General features: G+C 74.3%; 4 protein-coding genes. 2 read left to right on the top strand and 2 right to left on the bottom strand.

Features of this window, described 5'->3' with window-relative positions; all coding sequences use genetic code 11:
* Nucleotides 1-5 precede the first annotated feature (5 nt).
* Nucleotides 6-16616 carry an SDR family NAD(P)-dependent oxidoreductase gene (locus Q5530_RS17420; RefSeq protein ID WP_415363456.1) on the bottom strand — a complete coding sequence of 5537 codons (16611 nt, stop codon included), beginning with the start codon at nt 16614-16616 and terminating at the stop codon, nt 6-8.
* Between the two features lie 279 nt (nt 16617-16895).
* Between Q5530_RS17420 and asnB the strand changes: the two genes are divergently transcribed.
* Both asnB and Q5530_RS17410 read left to right on the top strand, forming a co-directional pair.
* Nucleotides 16896-18731: an asparagine synthase (glutamine-hydrolyzing) gene (gene asnB, locus Q5530_RS17415; protein ID WP_415363455.1), complete on the top strand. Its 1836-nt coding sequence runs from the start codon at nt 16896-16898 to the stop codon at nt 18729-18731.
* A 185-nt stretch (nt 18732-18916) separates the two neighbouring features.
* The gene (locus tag Q5530_RS17410) at nt 18917-21607 is read left to right on the top strand and encodes an ABC transporter substrate-binding protein (protein WP_415363453.1); all 2691 of its coding nucleotides are present in this window, start codon (nt 18917-18919) and stop codon (nt 21605-21607) included.
* A 160-nt stretch (nt 21608-21767) separates the two neighbouring features.
* Here the strand turns inward: Q5530_RS17410 and Q5530_RS17405 are convergent, their stop codons facing one another.
* Entirely contained in the window at nt 21768-22124 is a 357-nt protein-coding gene (locus tag Q5530_RS17405) for a MerR family transcriptional regulator (protein ID WP_415363451.1), read from the bottom strand.
* Nucleotides 22125-22805: the final 681 nt, after the last annotated feature.

Below are 22805 nucleotides of genomic sequence, written 5' to 3'. Positions count from 1 at the left end.
GCTCCTCAGGAAATGCCGAGATCGTTGTCCACCAGCTGGAACAGCTCGTCGTCCGTGGCGGAGTCGAGCCGCGCGGGGTCGAGCGGCGCGGCGTCCGGGACGCCGCCGAGGTGCGCCAGGAGCGACCGCAGGCGGCCCACCACCGCCGGGCGCGCGGCGTCGTCGTCGGCCAGCTCCCGCAGCCGGGCCTCCCACCGGTCCAGCTCGTCGGCCGGGGTCCGCGGCCCGGGGTCCCCCAGCAGCTCGCCGTGCAGGCGGTCGGCCAGCGCGACCGGGGTCGGGTGGTCGAACAGCAGCGTTGAGGGCAGCCGGACCCCGGTCGCGGTGGCCAGCCTGTTGCGCAGCTCGACCGCGGTGAGCGAGTCGAAGCCCGAGTCCATGAACCCGCGGGTGGCCTCGACGGTGTCCGGCCCGGGGTGGCCGAGCACCGCGGCGGCGTGCTCGCGCACCAGGCCGAGCACCACGCGACGGCGGTCGGCCTCGGGCAGCGCGGCCAGCCGGTGGACCAGGTCCGCCTCGACCTCGACCGGGACCCGGTCGACCACCAACCCGCGCAGCAGCGCGGGCACCTCCCCGACGCCGCCGGTGTCCAGCCGGACCGGCACCACCACCGGTTCGCCGGCGGCGCAGGCGGCGTCGAACAGCGCGAGCCCCCGGGCCGTGGACAGCGGCCGCACGCCCCACCCGGCCATCCGCGCCACGTCGGTGTCGCCGAGCCCGCCGGTCAGCCCGCCGCGCTGCTCCCACAGGCCCCACGCGAGCGACACCGCGGGCAGGCCGGCCGCCCTGCGGCGCCGGGCCAGGGCGTCCAGGGCGCAGTTCGCCGCCGCGTAGTTGCCCTGCCCCGGGGTGCCGAACACCCCCGCCGCGGAGGAGAACAGCACGAATCGCGACAGGTCCCCGGTCAGCTCGTGCAGGTGCCGGGCGGCGTCCGCCTTCGGCGCCAGGACGGCGTCGACCAGCTCGGGGGTCAGGGACTCAACGATCCCGTCGGCCACCACGCCCGCCGCGTGCACCACCCCGCGCAGCGGGAACTCCGCCGGCACCCGGTCCAGGACCCGGGCCAGCGCCTCCCGGTCGGACACGTCGCAGGCGGCCACCGCGACCAGCGCGCCGGCCGCTTCGAGCTCCGCGACCAGGTCGGGTGCGGAGCCCCGGCGGCTGACCAGGAGCAGGCTGCGAACGCCGTGGGCGGTGACGAGGTGCCGGGCCACGGCCGCGCCGAGCACGCCGGTGCCGCCGGTGATCAGGACCGTGCCGGCGGGGTCCCAGCCGGTGGGGGCCAAACCGGCGAGGTCCGGGTCAGCGGGGGCCGAGCCGGCGACGTTCGAGCCGGTGGGGACCGAGCCGGCGGCCCCTGGTTCCCCGGTGAACCGCGCCAAGCGGGGCACCCGGACAACTCCTCCGCGCACCTCGCACTCCGCCTCCCCGGCCGCCAGCACCCCCAGGACCGAGGTCACCGGCAGGTCCGCCCCGTTCAGGTCGACCAGGGCGAACCGGTCCGGGTTCTCCGAGCACGCCGACCGCACCAGGCCCCCGACCGCCGCGCGGACCACGTCATCACCCCGGGTCGCGACCACCAGCCGCGACCGGGCGAACCGGCCGTCCGCCAGCCAGGTCCGCACCACCCCCAGCACGTCGACCACCGCGTCCCGCACGGTCCGGGTGGCGCACTCGAACACCAGGAAGACGGTCGCCGGCACCTCGCCGTGGAGTTCGGCCAGGTCGGTGACGACCGCGTGCGCCCCCTCGGGTTCCCCCGGCGCGACCTCGACCCAGTCGACGCGGAACAGCGGGTCCCGGGCGGCGGTCGCGCGCAGCGCGAGCCGGTCGACCCGGGCGACCTCCGCACCGTCCTCATCGGACAGCCGCAGCGAGGCGGTGCCGTCTCCGCGCGGTGCGATCCGGACGCGCAGGCTGGTCGCCCCCGGTGCCGGCAGCGACACCCCGCTCCAGGAGAACGGCAGGGCGGGCTCGGCCCGGTCGACGCCCGCGACGTGCAGGGCCGCGTCGAGCAGGGCCGGGTGCAGGCGGAACCGGCGCGCGAGCGGGCGGAGCGGTTCGGGGAGCGAGACCTCGGCGCAGAGGTCCGCGCCGGCCCGGAACGCCGCCCGCACGCCCCGGAACGCGGGCCCGTAGCGGTAGCCGAGCGCCTCCAGCCGCCGGTACAGCTCGGGCACGTCCACGGGCTCGGCGCCCTCGGGCGGCCACGGCGCGGGTTCCCCCGCGGTGGTCGTGGTCCGGGTGGTCGTGGTCCGGGCGGTGAGGACGCCGGACGCGTGCCTGGTCCACGGCTCGTCGTCCGCCGCCCGGGAGTGGACGCGGACCTGCCGCCGCCCGGACCGGTCGGGCACGTCGACCGACAGCTGCACGGCGACGGCGTCCCGCAGGGTCAGCGGGGCCTCCAGCGTCAGTTCCGCCACCTCGGGGCAACCGAGGTGGTCCCCGGCCCACAGCACGAGGTCGAGGAAGGCCGTGCCGGGCAGCAGCACCGCGTCCCCGACCACGTGGTCGGCCAGCCAGGGCGCCCGGTCCGGCGAGATCCGGCCGGTGAACACCGCCGTGCCCGAGTCCGCCAGCGTGGTCGCGGCGCCGATGAACGGGTGGTCGCGCAGCGCCGCTCCGGTGTCGTCGGCGTCGAGCCAGTAGCGCTGCCGGTGGAAGGCGTAGGTGGGCAGGTCGACGAGTCGGCCGCCGGCGACCAGCGGCGTCCAGTCGACCGCGACGCCGTTCACGTGCGCCTTCGCCAGCGAGGTCAGGAAGCGGTCCAGCCCGCCCTCGTCGCGGCGCAACGAGCCCACTGCTACCGCGCCTTCGACGGTGTCCTGGACGTGCCCGACCAACGCGGGGTGCGGGCTCATCTCCAGGTAGGCCGCAGCACCCAACGACCGGACCACCGGCTCGAACCGCACCGTGTGGCGCAGGTTCCGGTACCAGTATTCGGCATCCAGGGTCGTCTCACCCTCCACTGTGGAGTGAAACGGGATGGTGGCCGCACCCGGCACGATCTCGCCCAGCTCCGCGAGCAGTTCCTCGCGCACCGACTCAACCTGTGCCGAGTGCGACGCGTAGTCCACCGCGATCCGCCTGCCCTGGACCGACGACAGCAACTCGTCGACCGCGTCCGCATCCCCGGACACCACCACCGACGCGGGACCGTTCACCGCCGCCACCGACAACCGGCCGTCCACCAGGTCCACCACCCGGTCCTCCGACAGCGACACCACCGCCATCGCTCCCAAGCCGGACAACCGGTCCGCGATCACCCGGCTGCGCGACACCACCACCCGCGCGCCGTCCTCCAGGGAGAGCGCACCCGCTACGACGGCAGCCGCGATCTCCCCTTGAGAGTGGCCGATCACCGCATCCGGCTCCACGCCGAACGACCGCCACAACCCCGCCAACGACACCATCACCGCCCACAGGGCGGGCTGGACCACGTCCACCTCGTCACCGTGCAACGCGTCACGCAGGTCCCACTCCACCCACGGACGCAGCGCCGTCGCGCACCGGTCCATCCACCCGGCGAACACCGGCGACGACTCCCACAACTCCACCGCCATCCCGGCCCACTGCGAACCCTGCCCCGGGAACACGAACACCGTCTTGCCCACCGGCCGGGCGACCCCCTGCACCAGCCGGTCACCCAGCAACACCGCCCGGTGCGCCAACCTCGCCCGGCCGCTGACCAACGAATAGCCGACGTCCAACGCCGAACCCGACCACCCCGACAACCGCCGAACCTGCTCCCGCAACGCCTCCCCCGACGCAGCGGACACCACCCACGGCACCACACCACCCCCGGCCCGCGCAGGAGACTCCTCCACCACCGGAGCCTGCTCCAGAATCACGTGCGCGTTCGTCCCACCGATCCCGAACGACGACACCCCCGCCCGCCGAGGCCGATCCGCCACCGGCCACGGCACCGACTCCCGCGCCACCTCCACGAGCCCGGCGGACCAGTCCACCAGGGAGGACGGCTCATCCACGTGCAGGCTCGCGGGCACCACCCCGTGCCGCATCGCCAGCACCACCTTGATCACACCGGCCACACCCGCAGCAGCCTGGGCATGGCCGATGTTCGACTTCACCGAACCCAGCAGCAGCGGCTCGACCCGGTCCTGGCCATAGGTCGCCAACACCGCCTGGGCCTCGATCGGATCACCCAACCGCGTCCCCGTGCCGTGCCCCTCCACCACGTCCACGTCAGCCGCCACCAGACCGGCGTCGGCCAGCGCCTCCCGGATCACCCGCCGCTGCGCCCGGCCGCTCGGCGCCGTCAGCCCGTTGGACGCGCCGTCCTGGTTCACCGCCGAACCACGGACCACCGCCAGCACCCGACGCCCGTGCCGACGCGCCTCGGACAACCGCTCCACCAGCAGCACGCCGACGCCCTCGCCCCACCCGGTGCCGTCCGCGCCGTCCGCGAACGCCTTGCACCGGCCGTCGCCCGCGATCCCGCCCAGGCGGCCGAACTCGGTGAACGCGCCGGGGCTCGACATCACCGTCACCCCGGCGGCCAGCGCCATCGAGCACTCCCCGCTGCGCACCGCCCGGCACGCGTCGTGCAGCGCCACCAGCGCCGAGGAGCACCCGGTGTCGAGGGTGACCGCCCGGCCCTCCAGCCCGAAGGTGTAGGCGATCCGGCCGGAGAGCACGCTCCCGGTGCTGCCGGTGGCCAGGTAGCCCTCGAAGTCGGCGGGCGCCTGGTGCAGGCGGGGACCGTAGTCCTGGGCCAGCGCGCCGACGAACACGCCGGTCCGGCTGCCGCGCAGGGACGCGGGGTCGAGGCCCGCCCGCTCGAAGACCTCCCACGCGCACTCCAGCACCAGCCGCTGCTGCGGGTCCATGGCGGTCGCCTCGCGCGGCGAGATCCCGAACAGGCCCGCGTCGAACTCGGCGGCGTCGTGCAGGAACCCGCCGGTGCCGGACACCGCCCAGCCCCGGTCGGTCGGGAAGTCGGAGATGGCGTCGACCCCGTCGGCCACCAGCCGCCACAGGTCCTCGGGCGAGCCGACCCCGCCGGGGAACCGGCAGCTCATCGCCACGATGGCGATCGGCTCGTCCACGGCGGCGCGGGTCGTGACCGCCTCCTCGGCGGGGTCCGCGCCCAGGTGCTCGGCGAGGGCCCCGCAGTTCGGGTGGTCGAACACGACCGTCGTCGGCAGGCTCAGGCCGGTCGCGCCGACCAACCGGTTCCGCAGCTCGACGGCCGTGACCGAGTCGAAGCCCAGGTCCCGGAACGCGCGCCGGTCGTCGACCTCGTCACCCGAGGCCATCCCCAGCACCGCCGCCACGTGCGCGCGGACCAGCGGCAGTGCGGCGGTGACGGGCGGGCGCCGGGCCCCGGGCCGCTCGGCGTCCCGTGCGAAGACCTCGGCCAGCAGCGGCCGCTCGCGCGCGACGGCGTAGGCGGGCCCGAACGTGGGCCAGTCGACGTCGGCCACGACGAGGTTGGGCTCGTCCAGCTCCCGCAGGGCGCGCACCGCCACGCCGGGGTCCATCGCGGGCAGCCCGAGCCCGCGCAACCGCTCCCCCGCCTCGCCGCTCGCCATGCCGTCGCCCGCCCAGGCGCCCCAGGCGATCGACGTGGCGTTGCCGCCGAGGGCCCGGCGGCGCTGCGCGAGCGCGTCCAGGTGGGCGTTGGCCGCCGCGTAGGCGCCCTGCCCGCCTCCGCCCCACACGCCCGCACCGGACGAGAAGAGGACGAAGGCGTCGAGCGCCCCGTGGTCGAGCAGGGCGTCCAGGTTCTCCGCGCCGGTGACCTTCGCCCGCAGCACCTCGGCGAGGTCGTCGATCGCGGTCACCGGGGTGCCGTGCCGACCGACCCCGGCGGCGTGCACCACGGCCGTCAGGCCGGGCAGCGACGCCAGCAGCTCCCGCACCGCGTCGCGGTCGGCCACGTCGCAGGCCGCGACGGTGACCCGGTCGCCCAGTTCGGCCACCAGCTCGGGCGCGCCGGGCGCGTCGGGCCCCCGGCGGCCGACCAGGACCACGCGCCCGGCGCCGTGCCGGAGGAGCCAGCGGGCCACGTGCGCGCCCAGCCCGCCGGTGCCCCCGGTGACCAGCACGGTCCCCCTCGGCCGCCAGGTGCGCCGGGGCCGGTCGCGCGGCGCGCGCGCGAGACGCCGCGCGTAGACGCCGTCCGGCCGGACCGCCACCTGGTCCTCGTCCCCGGAGAGCACGGCGGTCAGCCGGTCTAGCACCGGGCCGTCGACGACCTCGGGCAGGTCGACGAGGCCGCCCCAGCGGTCGGGCTGCTCAAGCCCGAGGGTGAGCCCGAGGCCCCACAGCTGGGCCTGTCCCGGGTCGCGCACGACATCGCCGGGGGCCGCCGCGACGGCACCCGAGGTCACCAGCCACAGCGGGGCCGCGACCTCCGCCGCGTCCAGCGCCCGGACCGCCGTCAGGGTGTCCTGCGGCGCGAGGAACGACAGCACGCCGTCGATCCCGCCGCTGTCCAGGCGCGCGGCGAGGTCGCCCACCGCCACCGCCTCCACGGTCGGGCCGAGGTCGGGGAGGGCCGCACCGCCGGCGGGCACCACCGCGAGCCAGCGCCCGGTCAGGGCTCGCCGCGCCTCGGGCAGCCGCCGCCAGGCGATCCGGTAGCGCCAGTCGGCCGCGGTGGGCGCTTCGACCTCGGGCCAGTAGCGCCGGTGCTGGAAGGGGTAGGTGGGCAGGTCGACGAGTCGGCCGCCGGCGAGCAGTGGCGTCCAGTCGACGTCCACGCCGTTCACGTGCGCCTTGGCCAGCGAGGTCAGGAAGCGGTCCAGCCCGCCCTCGTCGCGGCGCAGCGAACCGACGGCAACCGCGCCTTCCACGGTGTCCTCGACGTGCCCGGTCAACACCGGGTGCGGACTCATCTCCACGTACACCGCAGCACCCAACGACCGGACCACCGGCTCGAACCGCACCGTGTGACGCAGGTTCCGGTACCAATATTCGGCGTCGAACGTCGCGGCGCCGGGCACCGTGGAGCAGAGCGGGATCTCGGCGGCGCGCGGCGTGATCCCCGCCAGGGCCGTCAAGACCTCGTCCCGCACCGACTCCACCTGCGCCGAGTGCGACGCGTAGTCCACCGCGATCCGCTTACCGAACACCGACAACAGCAACTCGTCGACCGCATCCGGGTCCCCGGACACCACCACCGAGGTCGGGCCGTTGACCGCCGCCACCGACAACCGACCACCGAGCAGGTCCAGCACCCGGTCCTCCGACAGCGACACGGACGCCATCGCGCCCAGACCGGACAACCGGTCCGCGATCACCCGGCTCCGGGCCGCGACGATCCGCGCGCCGTCGTCGAGCGAGAGCACACCGGCCACGACGGCAGCCGCGATCTCGCCCTGGGAGTGGCCCACCACCGCATCGGGCTCGACGCCGAACGACCGCCACAACCCGGCCAACGACACCATCACCGCCCACAACGCGGGCTGGACCACATCCACCTGATCGGCGTGCAACGCGTCACGCAAGTCCCAGTCCACCCACGGACGCAACGCCGTCGCACACCGGTCCATCCACCCGGCGAACACCGGCGACGACTCCCACAACTCCACCGCCATCCCGGCCCACTGCGAACCCTGCCCCGGGAACACGAACACCGTCTTGTCCACGGGCTGGGCAACACCCTCGATCGAGCGATCACCCAGCAGCACCGCCCGGTGCGCCAACACGGCCCGGCTGTTGACCAGCGACCAGCCGACGTCCAACGCCGAACCCGGCCACCCCGACAACCGCCGAACCTGCTCCCGCAACGCCTCCCCCGACGCAGCGGACACCACCCACGGCACCACACCACCACCAACCGACGCGGCAGACTCCTCCACCACCGGAGCCTGCTCCAGAATCACGTGCGCGTTCGTCCCACCGATCCCGAACGACGACACCCCCGCCCGTCTCGGGTGATCCGCCGCCGGCCAGGCCACCGACTCCCGCGCCACCTCCACGAGCCCGGCGGACCAGTCCACCTCCGGCGACGGTTCGTCCACGTGCAGTGACGGCGGCACCACCCCGTGCCGCATCGCCAGCACCACCTTGATCACACCGGCCACACCCGCAGCAGCCTGCGTGTGCCCGATGTTCGACTTCACCGAACCCAACAACAACGGCTCGACCCGACCCTGACCATAGGTCGCCAACACCGCCTGAGCCTCAATGGGATCACCCAACCGGGTCCCCGTGCCATGTCCCTCGACCACGTCCACCTCAGCGGGCGTGAGACCGGCGTTGGCCAGCGCCCGCCGGATCACCTCCTCCTGGCTCGGCCCGTGCGGGGCCGTCAGCCCGTTGGACGCGCCGTCCTGGTTCACCGCCGAACCACGGACCACCGCCAGCACCCGACGCCCGGCCCGACGCGCCTCGGACAACCGCTCCACCACGACCACGCCGGCGCCCTCGCCCCACCCGGTGCCGTCCGCCGCACCGGCGAACGACTTGCACCGACCGTCCGCCGCCAACCCGCCCTGCCGCGCGAACTCCTCGAACAGGGCGGGGGTCGACATCACCGTCACCCCGCCGACCAGTGCCATCTCGCTCTCACCACGACGCACCGACTCCGCCGCCAGGTGCAACGCCACCAACGACGAAGAACACGCCGTGTCCACCGAAATCGCAGGCCCCTGAGCGCCCAGCACGTACGACACCCGACCCGACACCACGCTCCCGGCGAGGCCGATCAGGCTGGAGGCGTCCGGTCCCGCGTAGTCGCCGCGCATCACCCCGAGGAACACGCCGAGCCCGCTGCCCCGCACCGACGAGGGGTCGACGCCCGCCCGCTCCAGCGCCTCCCACGAGCACTCCAGCACCAGCCGCTGCTGCGGGTCCATCCCCACGGCCTCGCGCGGCGAGATGCCGAAGAATTCCGCGTCGAACCCCGCCGCGTCCACGAACCCACCAAGACCCGACCCCCACCCCCGCTCCTCGGGGAAGTCCGAGATCACGTCGCGGCCCCCGGCCACCACCTCCCACAGCTCCTCCGGGGACGACACCCCACCCGGGAAACGACACGCCATCCCCACCACCACGACCGGATCACCGTCGTCGGCCGGAGCGGAGCCGGAGCGCGCCGGTGCCGCCCGGCCGTTCCCCGACAGGCCCTCCAGCAGCCGGTCCGCGACCGCCTCCGGCGTCGGGTGGTCGAAGACCAGGGTGCTCGGGAGGGCCGTGCCGCAGGCCGCGGCCAGCCGGTTCCGCAGCTCCACGCCCGTCAGCGAGTCGAAGCCGAGGTCGCGGAACGCGCGACCGGCGGCCACCGCCGCCGGTGACGGGTACCCGAGGACCGCCGCCGCGTGGGTGCGGACCAGGTCGATCGCGACCCGGCGCCGCTCGGGCTCGGGCACGTCCGCGAGCGCCCGGTCACGCCCGGCCGTCGTGCCCTCGGCCAGGCCGCGCAGCACCGCGGGCCCGGCGCCCAGCAGGCGGGGATCGACCCGGGTGGCGGCCACGGCGGGGCGACCGGCGCCCAGCGCGGCGTCGAACAGGTCCAGGGCCTGGTCGGTGGACAGCGGGACCACCCCGGTGCGCGCCAGCCTGCGGCGCTCCACCTCGCCCACACCGCCGGTCATCCCGCTGCGCTCGTCCCACAGGCCCCAGGCCACCGACACGGCGGGGAGGCCACGGGCGTGCCGGTGGGCCGCGAGGGCGTCCAGGAACGCGTTGGCGGCGGCGTAGTTGCCCTGGCCCGGGGTGCCGACCACGCCCGCCATCGACGAGAACAGCACGAAGTGGGTCAGGTCCCCCGCCAGCTCGTGCAGGTGCCAGGCGGCGTCCGCCTTGGCGGCCAGCGCGGTGTCCAGCCGCTCCGGCGTCAGCGACTCCACCAGGCCGTCGTCCAGGGCGCCGGCGGTGTGGACGACGGCGTCGACGGGGTGGTCCGCGAGCAGCCGCGCCACCTGGGCGCGGTCGGACAGGTCGCACGCGACCACGTCGACCGCCGCGCCCAGCTCGACCAGGTCGGTGAACCGCTCGGCCGTCGCGGTGCGGCTCGCCAGCACCAGCCGCCGGACGCCGTGGGCGGTCACCAGGTGCCGGGCCACCAGGCCGGCCAGGGTGCCGGTCGCGCCGGTCACCAGCACCGTGCCCGTCGGCGCGGGACCGGGTTCGGCGGAGGTCCGGCGCAGCCTCGGCACCAGGACCGCGCCCCCGCGCACGGCGAGCTGCGGCTCGTCCGCGCCCACCCCGTCCGGGAGCGCGCCGCCCTCGTCCAGGTCGACGAGGACGAACCGGTCGGGGTGCTCGGCCTGCGCCGACCGGACCAGCCCCCACACCGGGGCGTGCGCCAGGTCGGGGTCCGCGCCCGTGGCGTTCCGGGTCACCAGGACCAGCCGCGCCTCGGGCGGGTGCCCGGCCGCGAGCCAGTCCCGGATCACCCCGACGACCTGCCGGAGCAGGTCGCGGACCGCCCGCTCCGGCCCCGCACCCGATCGCGGGCACTCGAACACGGTCGCCGCCACCGGTCGCCCGAGCGGCGGAGCGGGCTGCCAGTCCAGCTCGTAGAGGGTGCGGCGGGCCGTGTCCACGGGTCGCAGCGCCAACGACTCGACCGAGGCCACCGGGGTGCCGTCGGTGTCCGCGACGGTCACCGCGAAGGCGTCGGGGCCCACCGGGGTCAGCCGCACGCGCAGGGTGGTCGCCCCCGTGGCGGCGCAGCGGACCCCGGTCCACGCGAAGGGCAGCCGCAGGCCGCCCCCGTCGAGCAGCAGCGGGTGCAGGGCGGCGTCGAGCAGCGCGGGGTGCGGTGCGAAGCCCGTCAGGTCGGGCCGCCGGTCCACCTCCGCGAACAGCTCGTCGCCGCGCCGCCAGGCCGAGCGCAGCCCCCGGAACGCGGGCCCGTACTCGAAGCCGGCCTCGGCCAGTACGTCGTACCGGACCTCCAGCGGGATCGCGCCCTCCGGCGGCCAGGTGACGGGCACGGAGGTCGTCGGCGCCTCGGTCTCGGCCAGCGAGCCGGCCGCGTGCCTGCGCCACCGCGGGTGGGTCGTCGAGCGGGCGTGCACGCTCACCGGCCGGTGGCCCGAACCGTCGACCGCGCCCACCATCACCTGCACGTCCACCAGGTCGTGCGCGGACAGCGCGAGGGGCGCTTCCACGACGAGGTCCCGGACGGCGGCCCAGCCCAGCCGGCCGCCCGCGTGCGCCGCCAGCTCCAGGAAGGCGGTGCCGGGGAACAGGACCGCGCCCGTCACCACGTGGTCCGCGAGCCAGGGCTGCGCGCGCAGCGAGAACCGGCCGGTCGACAGCGAACCCGCGCCGTCCGCGAACTCGACCTCGGTGTCCACCAGGGGGTGCGTCGCGTGCGCGGACCGCTTGGCGTCGAGCCAGTAGTCCCGGTGCTGGAAGGGGTAGGTGGGCAGGTCGACGAGTCGGCCGCCGGCGAGCAGTGGCGTCCAGTCGACGTCCACGCCGTTCACGTGCGCCTTGGCCAGCGAGGTCAGGAAGCGGTCCAGCCCGCCCTCGTCGCGGCGCAGCGAACCGACGGCAACCGCGCCTTCCACGGTGTCCTCGACGTGCCCGGTCAACACCGGGTGCGGACTCATCTCCACGTACACCGCAGCACCCAACGACCGGACCACCGGCTCGAACCGCACCGTGTGACGCAGGTTCCGGTACCAATATTCGGCGTCCAGGGTCGTCTCACCCTCCACTGTGGAGTGAAAGGGCAGTGCGGGTGCCTCGGGCGTGATGCCGGCCAGCTCGGTCAGCAGTTCCTCGCGGACCGACTCCACCTGCGCCGAGTGCGACGCGTAGTCCACCGCGATCCGCTTGCCCGGCACCGTCGACAACAGCTCGTCGACCGCATCCGGGTCCCCGGACACCACCACCGAGGTCGGACCGTTGACCGCCGCCACCGACAACCGACCACCGAGCAGGTCCAGCACCTGGTCTTCAGGCAGCGACACGGACGCCATCGCCCCTCGGCCTGACAGGTGTCGCGCGATGACCCGGCTGCGTGTGGCCACGATGCGCGCGCCGTCGTCGAGCGACAGGGCGCCCGCCACGACGGCGGCGGCGATCTCGCCTTGAGAATGACCCACCACCGCATCGGGCTCGACGCCGAAGGACCGCCACAACCCGGCCAACGACACCATCACCGCCCACAACGCGGGCTGGACCACATCCACCTGATCGGCGTGCAGAGCATCACGCAGGTCCCACTCCACCCACCGACTCAACGCCGCCGCACACCGATCCATCCACCCGGCGAACACCGGCGACGACTCCCACAGCTCCACCGCCATCCCGCGCCACTGCGAACCCTGGCCGGGGAAGACGAACACCGTCTTCCCCGCCGGGCCGGCGACACCTTCGACCAGCCGGTCTCCCAGCAGCACCGCCCGGTGCGCCAACCTCGCCCGGCTCGTGACCAGCGACCAGCCGATGTCCAACGCCGACCCCGGCCACCCCGACAACCGCCGAACCTGCTCCCGCAACGCCTCACCCGACGCAGCGGACACCACCCACGGCACCACACCACCACCAGCCGGCGCGGCAGGCTCCTCCACCACCGAGGGCTGCTCGACGATCACGTGGGCGTTGGTGCCGCTGATCCCGAAGGAGGACACCCCCGCCCGCCGAGGCCGATCCGCCACCGGCCACGGCACCGACTCGCGCACCAGCTCGACCGCGCCCGAACCCCAGTCCACCACCGGCGAGGGCTCGTCCACGTGCAGCGACGACGGCACCACCCCGTGCCGCATCGCCAAAACCACCTTGATCACACCGGCCACACCCGCAGCAGCCTGGGCGTGGCCGATGTTCGACTTCACCGAACCCAACAACAACGGCTCGACCCGACCCTGACCATAGGTCGCCAACACCGCCTGAGCCTCGATCGGATCACCCAACCGGGTCCCCGTGCCGTGCCCGTCGACCACGTCCACGTCAGCCGCCACCAGGCCCGCGTTGGCCAGCGCCTGCCGGATCACGTCCTCCTGGCTCGGCCCGTGCGGCGCGGCCAGCCCGTTGGACGCGCCGTCCTGGTTCACCGCCGAACCACGGACCACCGCCAGCACCCGACGCCCGGCCCGACGCGCCTCGGACAACCGCTCGACGACCAGCACGCCGACGCCCTCGGACCAGCTGGTCCCGTCCGCCGCGCCCGCGAACGACTTGCACCGCCCGTCCGCCGCCAACCCGCCCTGCCGCGCGAACTCCTCGAACAGCACCGGCGACGACATCACCGTCACGCCACCGGCCAGTGCCATCGAACTCTCACCACGACGCACCGACTCCGCCGCCAGGTGCAACGCCACCAACGACGAAGAACACGCCGTGTCCACCGAAATCGCCGGCCCACGCGCACCCAGCACGTACGACACCCGACCCGACACCACGCTGCCCGCGCCGCCGGTCACGCCGAAGTCGCCGGCGTCCGGGTAGTTCCCCCGCATGACCCCGACGAACACGCCGAGCCGGCTCCCCCGCACCGACGAGGGGTCGACACCGGCCCGCTCCAGCGCCTCCCACGAGCACTCCAGGACGAACCGCTGCTGGGGGTCCATGGCGATCGCCTCGCGCGGTGAGATGCCGAAGAACTCCGCGTCGAACCCCGCCGCGTCCACGAACCCGCCGAGACCCGAGCCCCAGCCCCGCTCAGGCGGGAAGTCCGAGATCACGTCGCGGCCCCCGGCCACCACCTCCCACAGCTCCTCCGGGGACGACACCCCACCCGGGAAACGACACGCCATCCCCACCACCACGACCGGATCACCGTCGTCCACCGGGGTGGCCGGGAGCACGGGCGTATTCCCGGCGCGCCGGCCGGTCAGGTGGTCGGCCAGGTCGGCGCAGGTGGGGTGGTCGAACAGCGCGGTGACGGGCAGCGCCACGCCGGTCTCGTCGACGAGCCGGTTGCGCAGCTCCACCGCCAGGTGCGAGTCGACGCCGAGCTCCCGGAAGCCCAGGTCCACCGGGACGGCCTCCGGGGTCGGGTGCCCCAGCACGGCGGCGGTGTGCGCCCGCACGAACCCCAGGACGTCGCGGGGCACCTGGCGCGGGGTGCTCGGGGCTTCGACAGGCGTCGGGGCTTCAGCGGACCTCGGGGCTCCGGGAATCCGCGGGGCTCCAGGAATCCCCGGGGCTTCGGCGGGCTTCTCGTCGAGCCAGTACCGCTGCCGCTGGAACGGGTAGGTGGGCAGGCGGACCCGCCTGCCGTCGAACACCCGCTCCCACGCGGGCCGCAGGCCGTGCACGTGGAGCCGGGCGGCCGAGGCCAGCACCCGGTCGAGGCCGCCCTCGTCCCGGCGCAGCGAGTCGACCACCAGCGCGTTCCCGGCGATCTGCTGCACCGGCGCGGTGAGCACGGGGTGCGGGCTCGACTCGACGAAGATCCCGCAGCCCAGGGCGACCAGCGACCGGATCGCCCGCTCGAACTCGACCCGCTGCCGCAGGTTCCGGTACCAGTACGCCGCGTCCAGCTCCGGGCCCGTCACCGGGGCGCCGGTGACCGTGGAGACGAAGGTGGTGCCGCAGTCCCTCGGGGTGATGTCGCGCAGGGCCGCGAGGAGCGGTTCGCGCAGGGGCTCCACCAGCGGTGAGTGCGAGGCGGTGCTGACCCGGACCCGCCGGACCCGGACGCCCTCGCCCTCGAGCGCCGCCGCGAACTCCCGCACCGCCGCCGCGTGGCCGGACACCACGGTCGAGCCGGGTCCGTTCACCGCGGCGATCCACAGGCCGTCGGTCAGCCGGGGCGCCAGCTCCCGTTCCGGCAGGGGCACCGCGACCATGGCGCCCTCGCCGGGCAGGTCGCGGAAGGCCCTGCTGCGCACGGCGGTGACCTTCGCCGCGTCGTCGAGCGACAGCGCGCCCGCCACGCACGCCGCCGCGACCTCGCCCTGGGAGTGGCCCACCACGGCGTCGGGTTCGACGCCGAGGGACCGCCACAGCGCGGCCAGCGACACCATCACCGCGAACAGGACGGGCTGGACCACCTCGACGCCCCGCGCCTCCCCGCGGACCACGTCGAGCAGCGGGAAGTCCAGGTGCGGGGCCAGCGCCTCGGCGCACTCGCCCATCCGGTGCGCGAAGACCGGTGACGAGTCGAGCAGTTCGGCGGCCATCGCGGGCCACTGGGTGCCCTGGCCGGGGAAGACGAAGGCGACGCCGCCCGGCCGGCGGGCGGTGCCCCGCACCAGGCCGGGGAACGGGAGGTCCGCGGCGAGCGCGGCCAGGCCCGAGCGCAGCCGGTCGCGGTCCGGCGCGATCAGCACCGCGCGGTGCTCGAAGGCCGGGCGGGTGGTGGCGGCGGTCCAGGCCGCGTCAGCCAGGTCGAGCGCCGGGTTCGCCTCGACGTGCTCCCGCAGGCGCGACGCCTGGTCCCGCAGGGCCTGGGCGGTCTTGGCGGAGAGCACCCACGGCGCCACGGCCGTGCCGCTCGCCCCTTCGGGGCCGGTCCACCCGGCCAGCACGACGTGGCAGTTGGTGCCGCCCATGCCGAAGGAGCTCACGCCCGCCAGCCGGGGCCCCTCGCCCGGCCACGGGCCGGTGCGGTCCTGGACGCGGATTCCCAACTCCGCCAACGGGATCCGCGGGTTCGGCGTGCCGAAGTGCAGGCTCGCGGGCAGCTCGCCGTGCTTGAGGCTGAGCACGGTCTTGAGCAGGCCGGCCACCCCCGCCGCGCCCTCCAGGTGGCCGATGTTGGTCTTCACCGAGCCCACCAGCAGCGGCCGGTCGGCGGGGCGGCCCGCGCCGAGCACCTCGCCGAGGGCGGCGGCCTCGACCGGGTCGCCGACCGCGGTGCCGCTGCCGTGCAGTTCGACGTACCGCACGTCGGCCGGGTCGACCCCGGCCCGCCGGTAGGCCAGCCGCAGGACCTCGGCCTGCGCGGCCCGTTCCGGCACGGTCAGGCCCTCGCCGCCGCCGTCGTTGGTGACCGCGCTGCCCCGGATCACGCAGTGGACCAGGTCGCCGTCGGCCACCGCGTCCGCCAGCCGCTTGAGCACGACCAGCGCCCCGCCCTCGCCGCGGACGTAGCCGTTGGCCCGCGCGTCGAACACGTGGCAGCGGCCGTCCGGGGACAGCCCGCCGAACTCCACCGCGGTCCGCGCGCTGGTCGCGCTGAGGTTGAGGGTGACGCCGCCGGCCAGGGCGATCGAGCACTCCCCGCGCAGCAGGCTGGTGCGGGCCGTGTGCACGGCGACCAGCGAGGAGGACTGCGCCGCGTCGACCACGAAGCTGGGGCCGCGCAGCCCCAGCGCGTAGGAGAGCCGGTTGGCGATCATCCCGCGTTGCAGCGCCGTCATGGAGTGCGCGCCGATGTCGTCGGGGTCCCGCAGGTCCGCGTAGTCCTCGCGGATCGCGCCGATGAACACGCCCGCGTCCCCGCCGGGCGGGATGCCCGCGTCCTCGAACGCCTCCCAGCCCAGCTCCAGCACCAGCCGCTGCTGCGGGTCCACCGCCGCCGCCTCCCGCGGCGAGATGCCGAAGAACGCCGGGTCGAAGTCCCCGACGCGGTCCAGGAAACCGCCCCGGCCCGTGCCCGCGTCCACCCGGTCGACGGGCACCGCCGTCACCGCGTCCACGCCGTCGCGCAGCAGCCGCCAGAACGAGTCCGGGTCGGGTGCCCCCGGCAGGCGGCAGGACATCCCGACGACGGCGACATCCTCGGAAGAACCCATGCCACGGCCTCCTGGTCCGGTCAGGGTGACGGGACGGGCGCGCACGCCGCCGCTCCGGCCCGGCGCCGCCGATCGGCCGCACATCGCGGCCCCGACAACGGGTGGCCGTCATTTTTCGGTCCACTGTGGACTTACAGCCACCGGGCGGACGCCCCTGGGACACCGCACCACGCCCGGCCGGTGGCCACATACCCCTACTTTGTGCGGTGACCACCCCTACACCCTTCGTCACCGGCCTCGCGGTGCCGATACGGTCGCCTGGAGCGGAGGGGGCGCACCGTGTGCGGAGTTGCCGGCTGGATATCGTTCGACCGCGACCTGACCGGGGAACGGTCCACCATCGAGACCATGACGCACACCATGCGTCAGCGCGGCCCGGACGACTGGGGCGTCTGGACCGGGACCCACGCCGCGCTCGGGCACCGCAGGCTGTCGATCATCGACCTGCCCGGCGGGACCCAGCCGATGTCGGTCGACACGCCGGACGGGCCGGTCGTCCTCACCTACAGCGGCGAGACCTACAACTTCGTCGAGCTGCGGGACGAGCTGCGCCGGCGCGGGCACCGGTTCCGCACGGCCAGCGACACCGAGGTGGTGCTGCGTGGTTACCTGGAGTGGGGCGAGGCCGTCGCCGAGCACCTGGTCGGCATGTGCGCGATCGGGCTGTGGGACGGCCGCGACGAGCGCCTGGTCCTCATCCGCGACCGCATGGGAACCAAGCCGCTGCACTACTTCCCGACCCGGGACGGCGTCGTGTTCGGCTCCGAGCCGAAGGCGCTCCTGGCGCACCCGCTGGTGGAGCCGGTCGTGGACACCGACGGCATCCGCAGGCTGCTGCTGGGCTTCCCGACCACCGACGAGGGCGTCTGGTCCGGCATCAAGATCGCCCGGCCGGGCACCGTGATCACCGTCGACCGCACGGGCCTGCGCGAACGCACCTACTGGCGGCTCACGGCCGCGCCGCACCACGACGACCGCGAGACCACGGTCCGCGCGGTCCGCGCGATGGTGGAGGACAACGTCGCGCACGAGCTGGTCGCCGACGTGCCGCGGGGCGTCCTGCTGTCCGGCGGCCTGGACTCCAGCGTGCTCACCGGCCTGGCCGACCGGCACCTGCGCGCCCGGGGCGAGGCCGTCCGCACCTTCTCGGTGGACTTCCCCGACCAGGCCGAGAACTTCACCGCCGACACGATCCGGCCGAGCGCCGACGGTCCCTACATCGCCGACGTGGTGGCGCGCCTGGGCACCGACCACCGGCACCTCGTGCTGGACCACCGCGCCCTGTCCGACCCGGAGGTGCGCCGGGAGGTCGTCGCCGCCTGGGACGCGCCCTACGGCATGGGTGACATGAACAGTTCGCTCTTCCTGCTGTTCAAGGCCCTCAAGGAGCACGTCACGGTGGCGTTGAGCGGTGAGGCGGGCGACGAGATCTTCATGGGCCACTTCTGGCACCACGCCGAGGCGGTCTACTCGGGCGAGGACTTCCCGTGGTTCGTGGCCTGGCCCCAGCTGAACACCTCCTCGTACATGAGCAGGGAGTTCGTCGAGCTGGTCGACCTGCCCGCGTTCCGCCGGGACAGCTACCGCAGCGCGCTCACCGAGGTGCCGCACCTGGAGGGCGAGGACACCCGGCGGCGCAAGCAGCGCGAGATCGCCTACCTCGGCCTGACCCGCTTCATGCGCACCCTGGAGGACCGCCTCGACCGGCTCGCGATGCGCGCGGGCGTCGAGACCAGGGTCCCGTTCTGCGACCACCGCCTGGTGGAGTACCTGTACAACGTCCCGTGGTCGCTGCACACCTTCGACGGCCACGAGAAGAGCCTGCTCCGCGCGGCGGCCCGGGACCTGCTGCCCGACTCGGTGGCCGGTCGGCGCAAGAGCGGCTACCCCTCGACCCAGGACCTCCGGTACGTGGCCGAGCTCCAGCGGCAGGTGCGGGACGTCCTGGCCGACCCGGGCACCGACGCGCTGTTCGTGTGCGACCCGGTGAAGGTCGCCGCGGCGACCGCCCTCGACCCCGCCGCCGTGGACCCCGCGGCCCGGCTCACCTTCGAGCGAATCCTCGACGTCGACGCCTGGCTGGACCTCGCGAAGCCCACCCTCAAGCTCTCCTGAGGCCGGTCGGGCGCCCGGTCGGCGGGCGAGCACCGGGCGGCACCGCAGTTCTGCGGTGCCGGCCTGCCTGCGAACGGGTGAATTCCACCGGTTCCCGGGGCTCACCGACGTGATCACTGGAACCTGGGGGTGATACCGGCGACGGGCCGGGGTCACCTTCCGCCCCACGGAGTGCCGGACGCCGCATGGCCGAGAAAACCGAGGAAGAAGCCCCCTTCCAGGGCCTGCACGCCCTGCTGGACGTCATCCGCGACCTCGTCGACCGACCGCGCTGGAGCTGGCGCAAGCCCCAGGAGGGCGAGTACCGCGGCGACCGGCCGCTGCCGATCCTGTCGCTGATCGGCACCGCGCCCGGCGACGTGCCCGGCGCGCTCGCGCTCCGGCTGAACCAGCCGGAGCGCGACAAGATCGCGCACGTCGTGGTGAACGCGAGCAAGCCGCCGGCCGGCGCGACCGGCTCACTGCTGCCGCTGCTGGACGAGGTGCACCAACTGCTGGAGTGGGACAACAAGGGCACCGGCGGGCGGCTGCGGTTCCAGCACTACCGGCTCGCGTCCTGGCTCACCCGGCAGACCATCGAACCGGCGGACGGCCGGGACGCGCGCGCGGCGAGCCTCGCGGTGCTGCGCACCTGGTACGAGAAGGACCGCCCCCGCACCATGGCGGGCGAGGAGGGCGGCCTGCCGTGGTGGGCGCGCCTGCTCGTCGTCGTCGGGGGGCCGCTGCCGTTCTGGCTGTGGAGGCACCGCTGGCCGATCGTCGGCCGGGTGCCGCGGTGGTTCATGCGGCAGCCGTTCATGGTGCCGCTGCACTCGACCACGTTCGTGGGCTTCGCCGAACGCCTCACCACCGACCGGCGGGGCACCGAGGACCCGGAGCAGATCAAGAAGGTGCTGGTCCACGCGTTCCTGCGGGACCTGCGCCTGGCCTACCGGCCGCGCGGCCTGCGCCCCCGGCGGTGGCGGCGCACCGCGTACGTCGTGCTGGTGCTCGACAACGTCACCGACCAGGGCTGGGAGCTGTTGCGCCTGGTCAACGACGTGCGCAACGAGAAGGGCGACCTGGACCCGCTGCTGGTGGTGGCGCGCAGCGACGCGCCGCCGTCGTGGAAGAGCCCGCGCGGCATCCCCCTGGTGCGCGACGTCCAGTCCGTGGTGGACCGCTGGTACCGGATGCTGCCGACGCTGCGGCAGCGGCAGGAGGGCGAGGCGCGGTTCGTGTTCGCCCGCCTGCCCGACCCGACCGACGAGCCGTCCGACGCCGACCGCGAGGCGTGGCCGAAGATCCGCTCGCTGCCGCCGCGCGCCCCCGCGTGGCTGGCGCGCCGGGGCGTGGCCCTGGCGGTCACGGCGCTGCTGGTCGCCGTGCCGGTGTTGGCCGCGAGCGCCTGGGCGGTGCACCGCTGGGCCGCCGACTGCCTGCCCAGCCCGTCCTCCGGCGCCGTCGCGGTGTGGGACGGCGGCCTCGGCCAGTGCGTGGGCTACAGCGACAACAGCGACCTGGTCTTCGGCTCGGACCGGCGGCTGCGGCTGGCGCAGCTGGCCGTGTTCGAGCAGAACGCCATCGCGCGCGACCTGCACGAGGCCAACCGCGAACGACCGCTGGTCAGCATCGTGTACTTCTCCGGCCTGACCCACCCCGAGGCGGACCCCGGCACGGACCACTCCGTCGCGGAGGAGCTGGAGGGCCTGCTCATCCGGCAGCAGCAGCACAACCGCAAGGAGCAGACCGAGCCGCTGCTGCGGGTGGTCGTGGCCAACGGCGGCAACACCATGGCGGCCGCGGCCCGGATCGTGCGGGACCTGCTGGAGCCGCTGCTGCGCGACGACCCGACCGTGCTCGGCGTCATCGGCATGGACCGGACCGTGCCCGAGACCGAGACGGCGATCGCGCTGCTGGGGCACCTGGGCACGGCCGTGGTGTCGATGGTGCTCACCGGCGAGCGCCTCGACGAGGTGTCGCCGCTGTACTTCCAGCTCCCGCCCGGCAACCGGGTGCAGGCGCGGGCGGTGGTGGAGTACGCGCACGGCACGTCGCGGCAGCTGACCGTCTACCACCCGCCCGCCGACGACGCGTACATCGGCACCCTGGTGGAGGAGACGACCGCCGCGGTCCGGGAGCGCGCCCCCGCCCTGGCCGAGCGACCGCCCGTGGGCTGGGAACGCTCACCGGACGAGGTGGACGTGCGGTGCGGTCGCGGGGAGATCGCGTTCTACGCGGGCCGCGAGGACCAGTTCGCCGCGTTCCTCAACCGGGTGGTGAGCCTGTGCGGGCGGGAGGAGTCGCCGACCGTGGTCGGCGACGACTCCGTGATCAGGTTCGTGGCGCAGCAGCAGAGCCGCGACCAGTACGAGTTGAACGGCCTGCCGGTGTCCTGGGTCGACATGGGCGGGCGGGTGGTGGCGGCGGGCCGGTCGTGCCGGGAGGCGGGCCGCCCGGAGACCAACCGGAACGAGCAGTCGCTGGTCGCGTTCTGCGACGGGTACAACCGGCTGTACCGGGTGTCGGACACCAACCCGCCGGCCGCCAACGACTACGCGCGCGAGCTGGCGAACACCCCCGGCCCGCCGTGGCCGGGGCAGGGCATCGGTCTCTCCTACGACGCGGCGGGCCTGTTCATCGCCGCCGTGCGCCGCAACCAGCAGCGCCCGGGGCACGGCCGGGAGTACCTGCCCCACCGCGCGGCGATCGCCCAGGAACTGGTCGAGCGCAGCCCGTTCGACGGCGCCACCGGCGAGATCAGCTTCCGCGACTCCCGGACCGGGGCGCAGCGCAAGCTCATGATCGCGCGCATCGAGGACATCGGTGACGCGACCGCGGTGCCCCGCTGCGAGTTCGTCTACGGCGACGGCCGGGCGGAGCCGTGCCCCGGCTGAGGCGGGCTTGGTCAGGGCCGGTTGGGTTGAAGCCGGTTGGGTTGAAGCCGGTTGGGTCGAAGCCGGTTCGGCTGGGTCCGGTCGACCCGGGCCCGGCAGCCACCGTCGTCCAGGGGGACGTCGCCCGACCTGCGGGCCGACGTCCCCGGGCCTGAGCGCGTCACACGCCCCGCAGCGGTGGGTAGTCCTGCTCGGGCGGCGGCGAGAGCTTCTCGTTGAGTTGGTGTGCTTCCCGGAGCTGGTCCTCCAGGGTGACGATCCGGCACGCGGCTTCCAAGCCGGTGCCCTGGTCGACGAGCTTCCGGACGCGGGAGGCGATCCGCAGCTGGCGGCGCGAGTAGCGGCGGTGGCCGCCCTGCGAGCGCTGCGGCTCGATCAGCTTCGCCTCGTCCAGGCTGCGCAGGAACCCCGGCGTGGTGCCGAGCATCTCCGCGGCCCTGCCCATGGTGTAGGCGGGGTAGTCGTCGTCGTCCAAGTTGTCGGCCGCGATCTGCGGCTGGTCTCTCTCAGCGGGCACTGCACCTCCGCGTCACGAGGGGCCCCGGTGCCGATCGGCACCGGGGCCCCAAGGGTTGTGGGTTCACTTCCACCAACCGGTCGTGAGACCGGCTTGTCGTGTCCACGGCGACCGCACGAACTCCGGACCCCGCGGGGATCGCATGTACGTAACCGGAGACCACCATCCAATCCGATTGGAGTGCGGTACCCACCCGGGCCGACTTCACCCCGAGGCAGGCGATCCGATGGCGTGCAACCCTTCCCTTCTCCTCTAGATCCTTACCCTGATCCTTGATCTTGCCTTGTCTTGCTGGCCTTGCCTTGCTTGCCGAACCTTCTTGCTTACCTGTCTTGCGTGTCTTGCCCGTACTGCCTGTCTTGCGTGTACCGCGTGTACTGCCACTACTCTGCGCGACCATCAGCTGGGAACAAGCGAACTGCTGTCGTGCTTATTGCGGTTGCGCTCCCGGTACTGCCTGTGCCAACGGTCTTCGACCTCTCCCCGGAACACCTCTTACCACGGTCCCGGCCGGGAGGGCCGTACTGCTCCCAACTCGCGGGTAGTTCATCATCTCCCGCGTCGATAGGACGTTCTCTTCTCTCGACAAGGAAGACAGTACACCTGCCGGGCGGGGAATGTCTACCCCAGCGATCATAGATTTCCTCGATCGAGTGACGCACACCTGCTCACCTGCGACAA

The sequence above is a fragment of the Saccharothrix sp. BKS2 genome, assembly GCF_047689505.1.
Taxonomy (GTDB): Bacteria; Actinomycetota; Actinomycetes; order Mycobacteriales; family Pseudonocardiaceae; genus Actinosynnema; species Actinosynnema lopnurensis.
The sequence above is the reverse complement of the archived record's forward strand: the minus strand, read 5'-3'. Positions and strand labels throughout refer to the sequence as shown.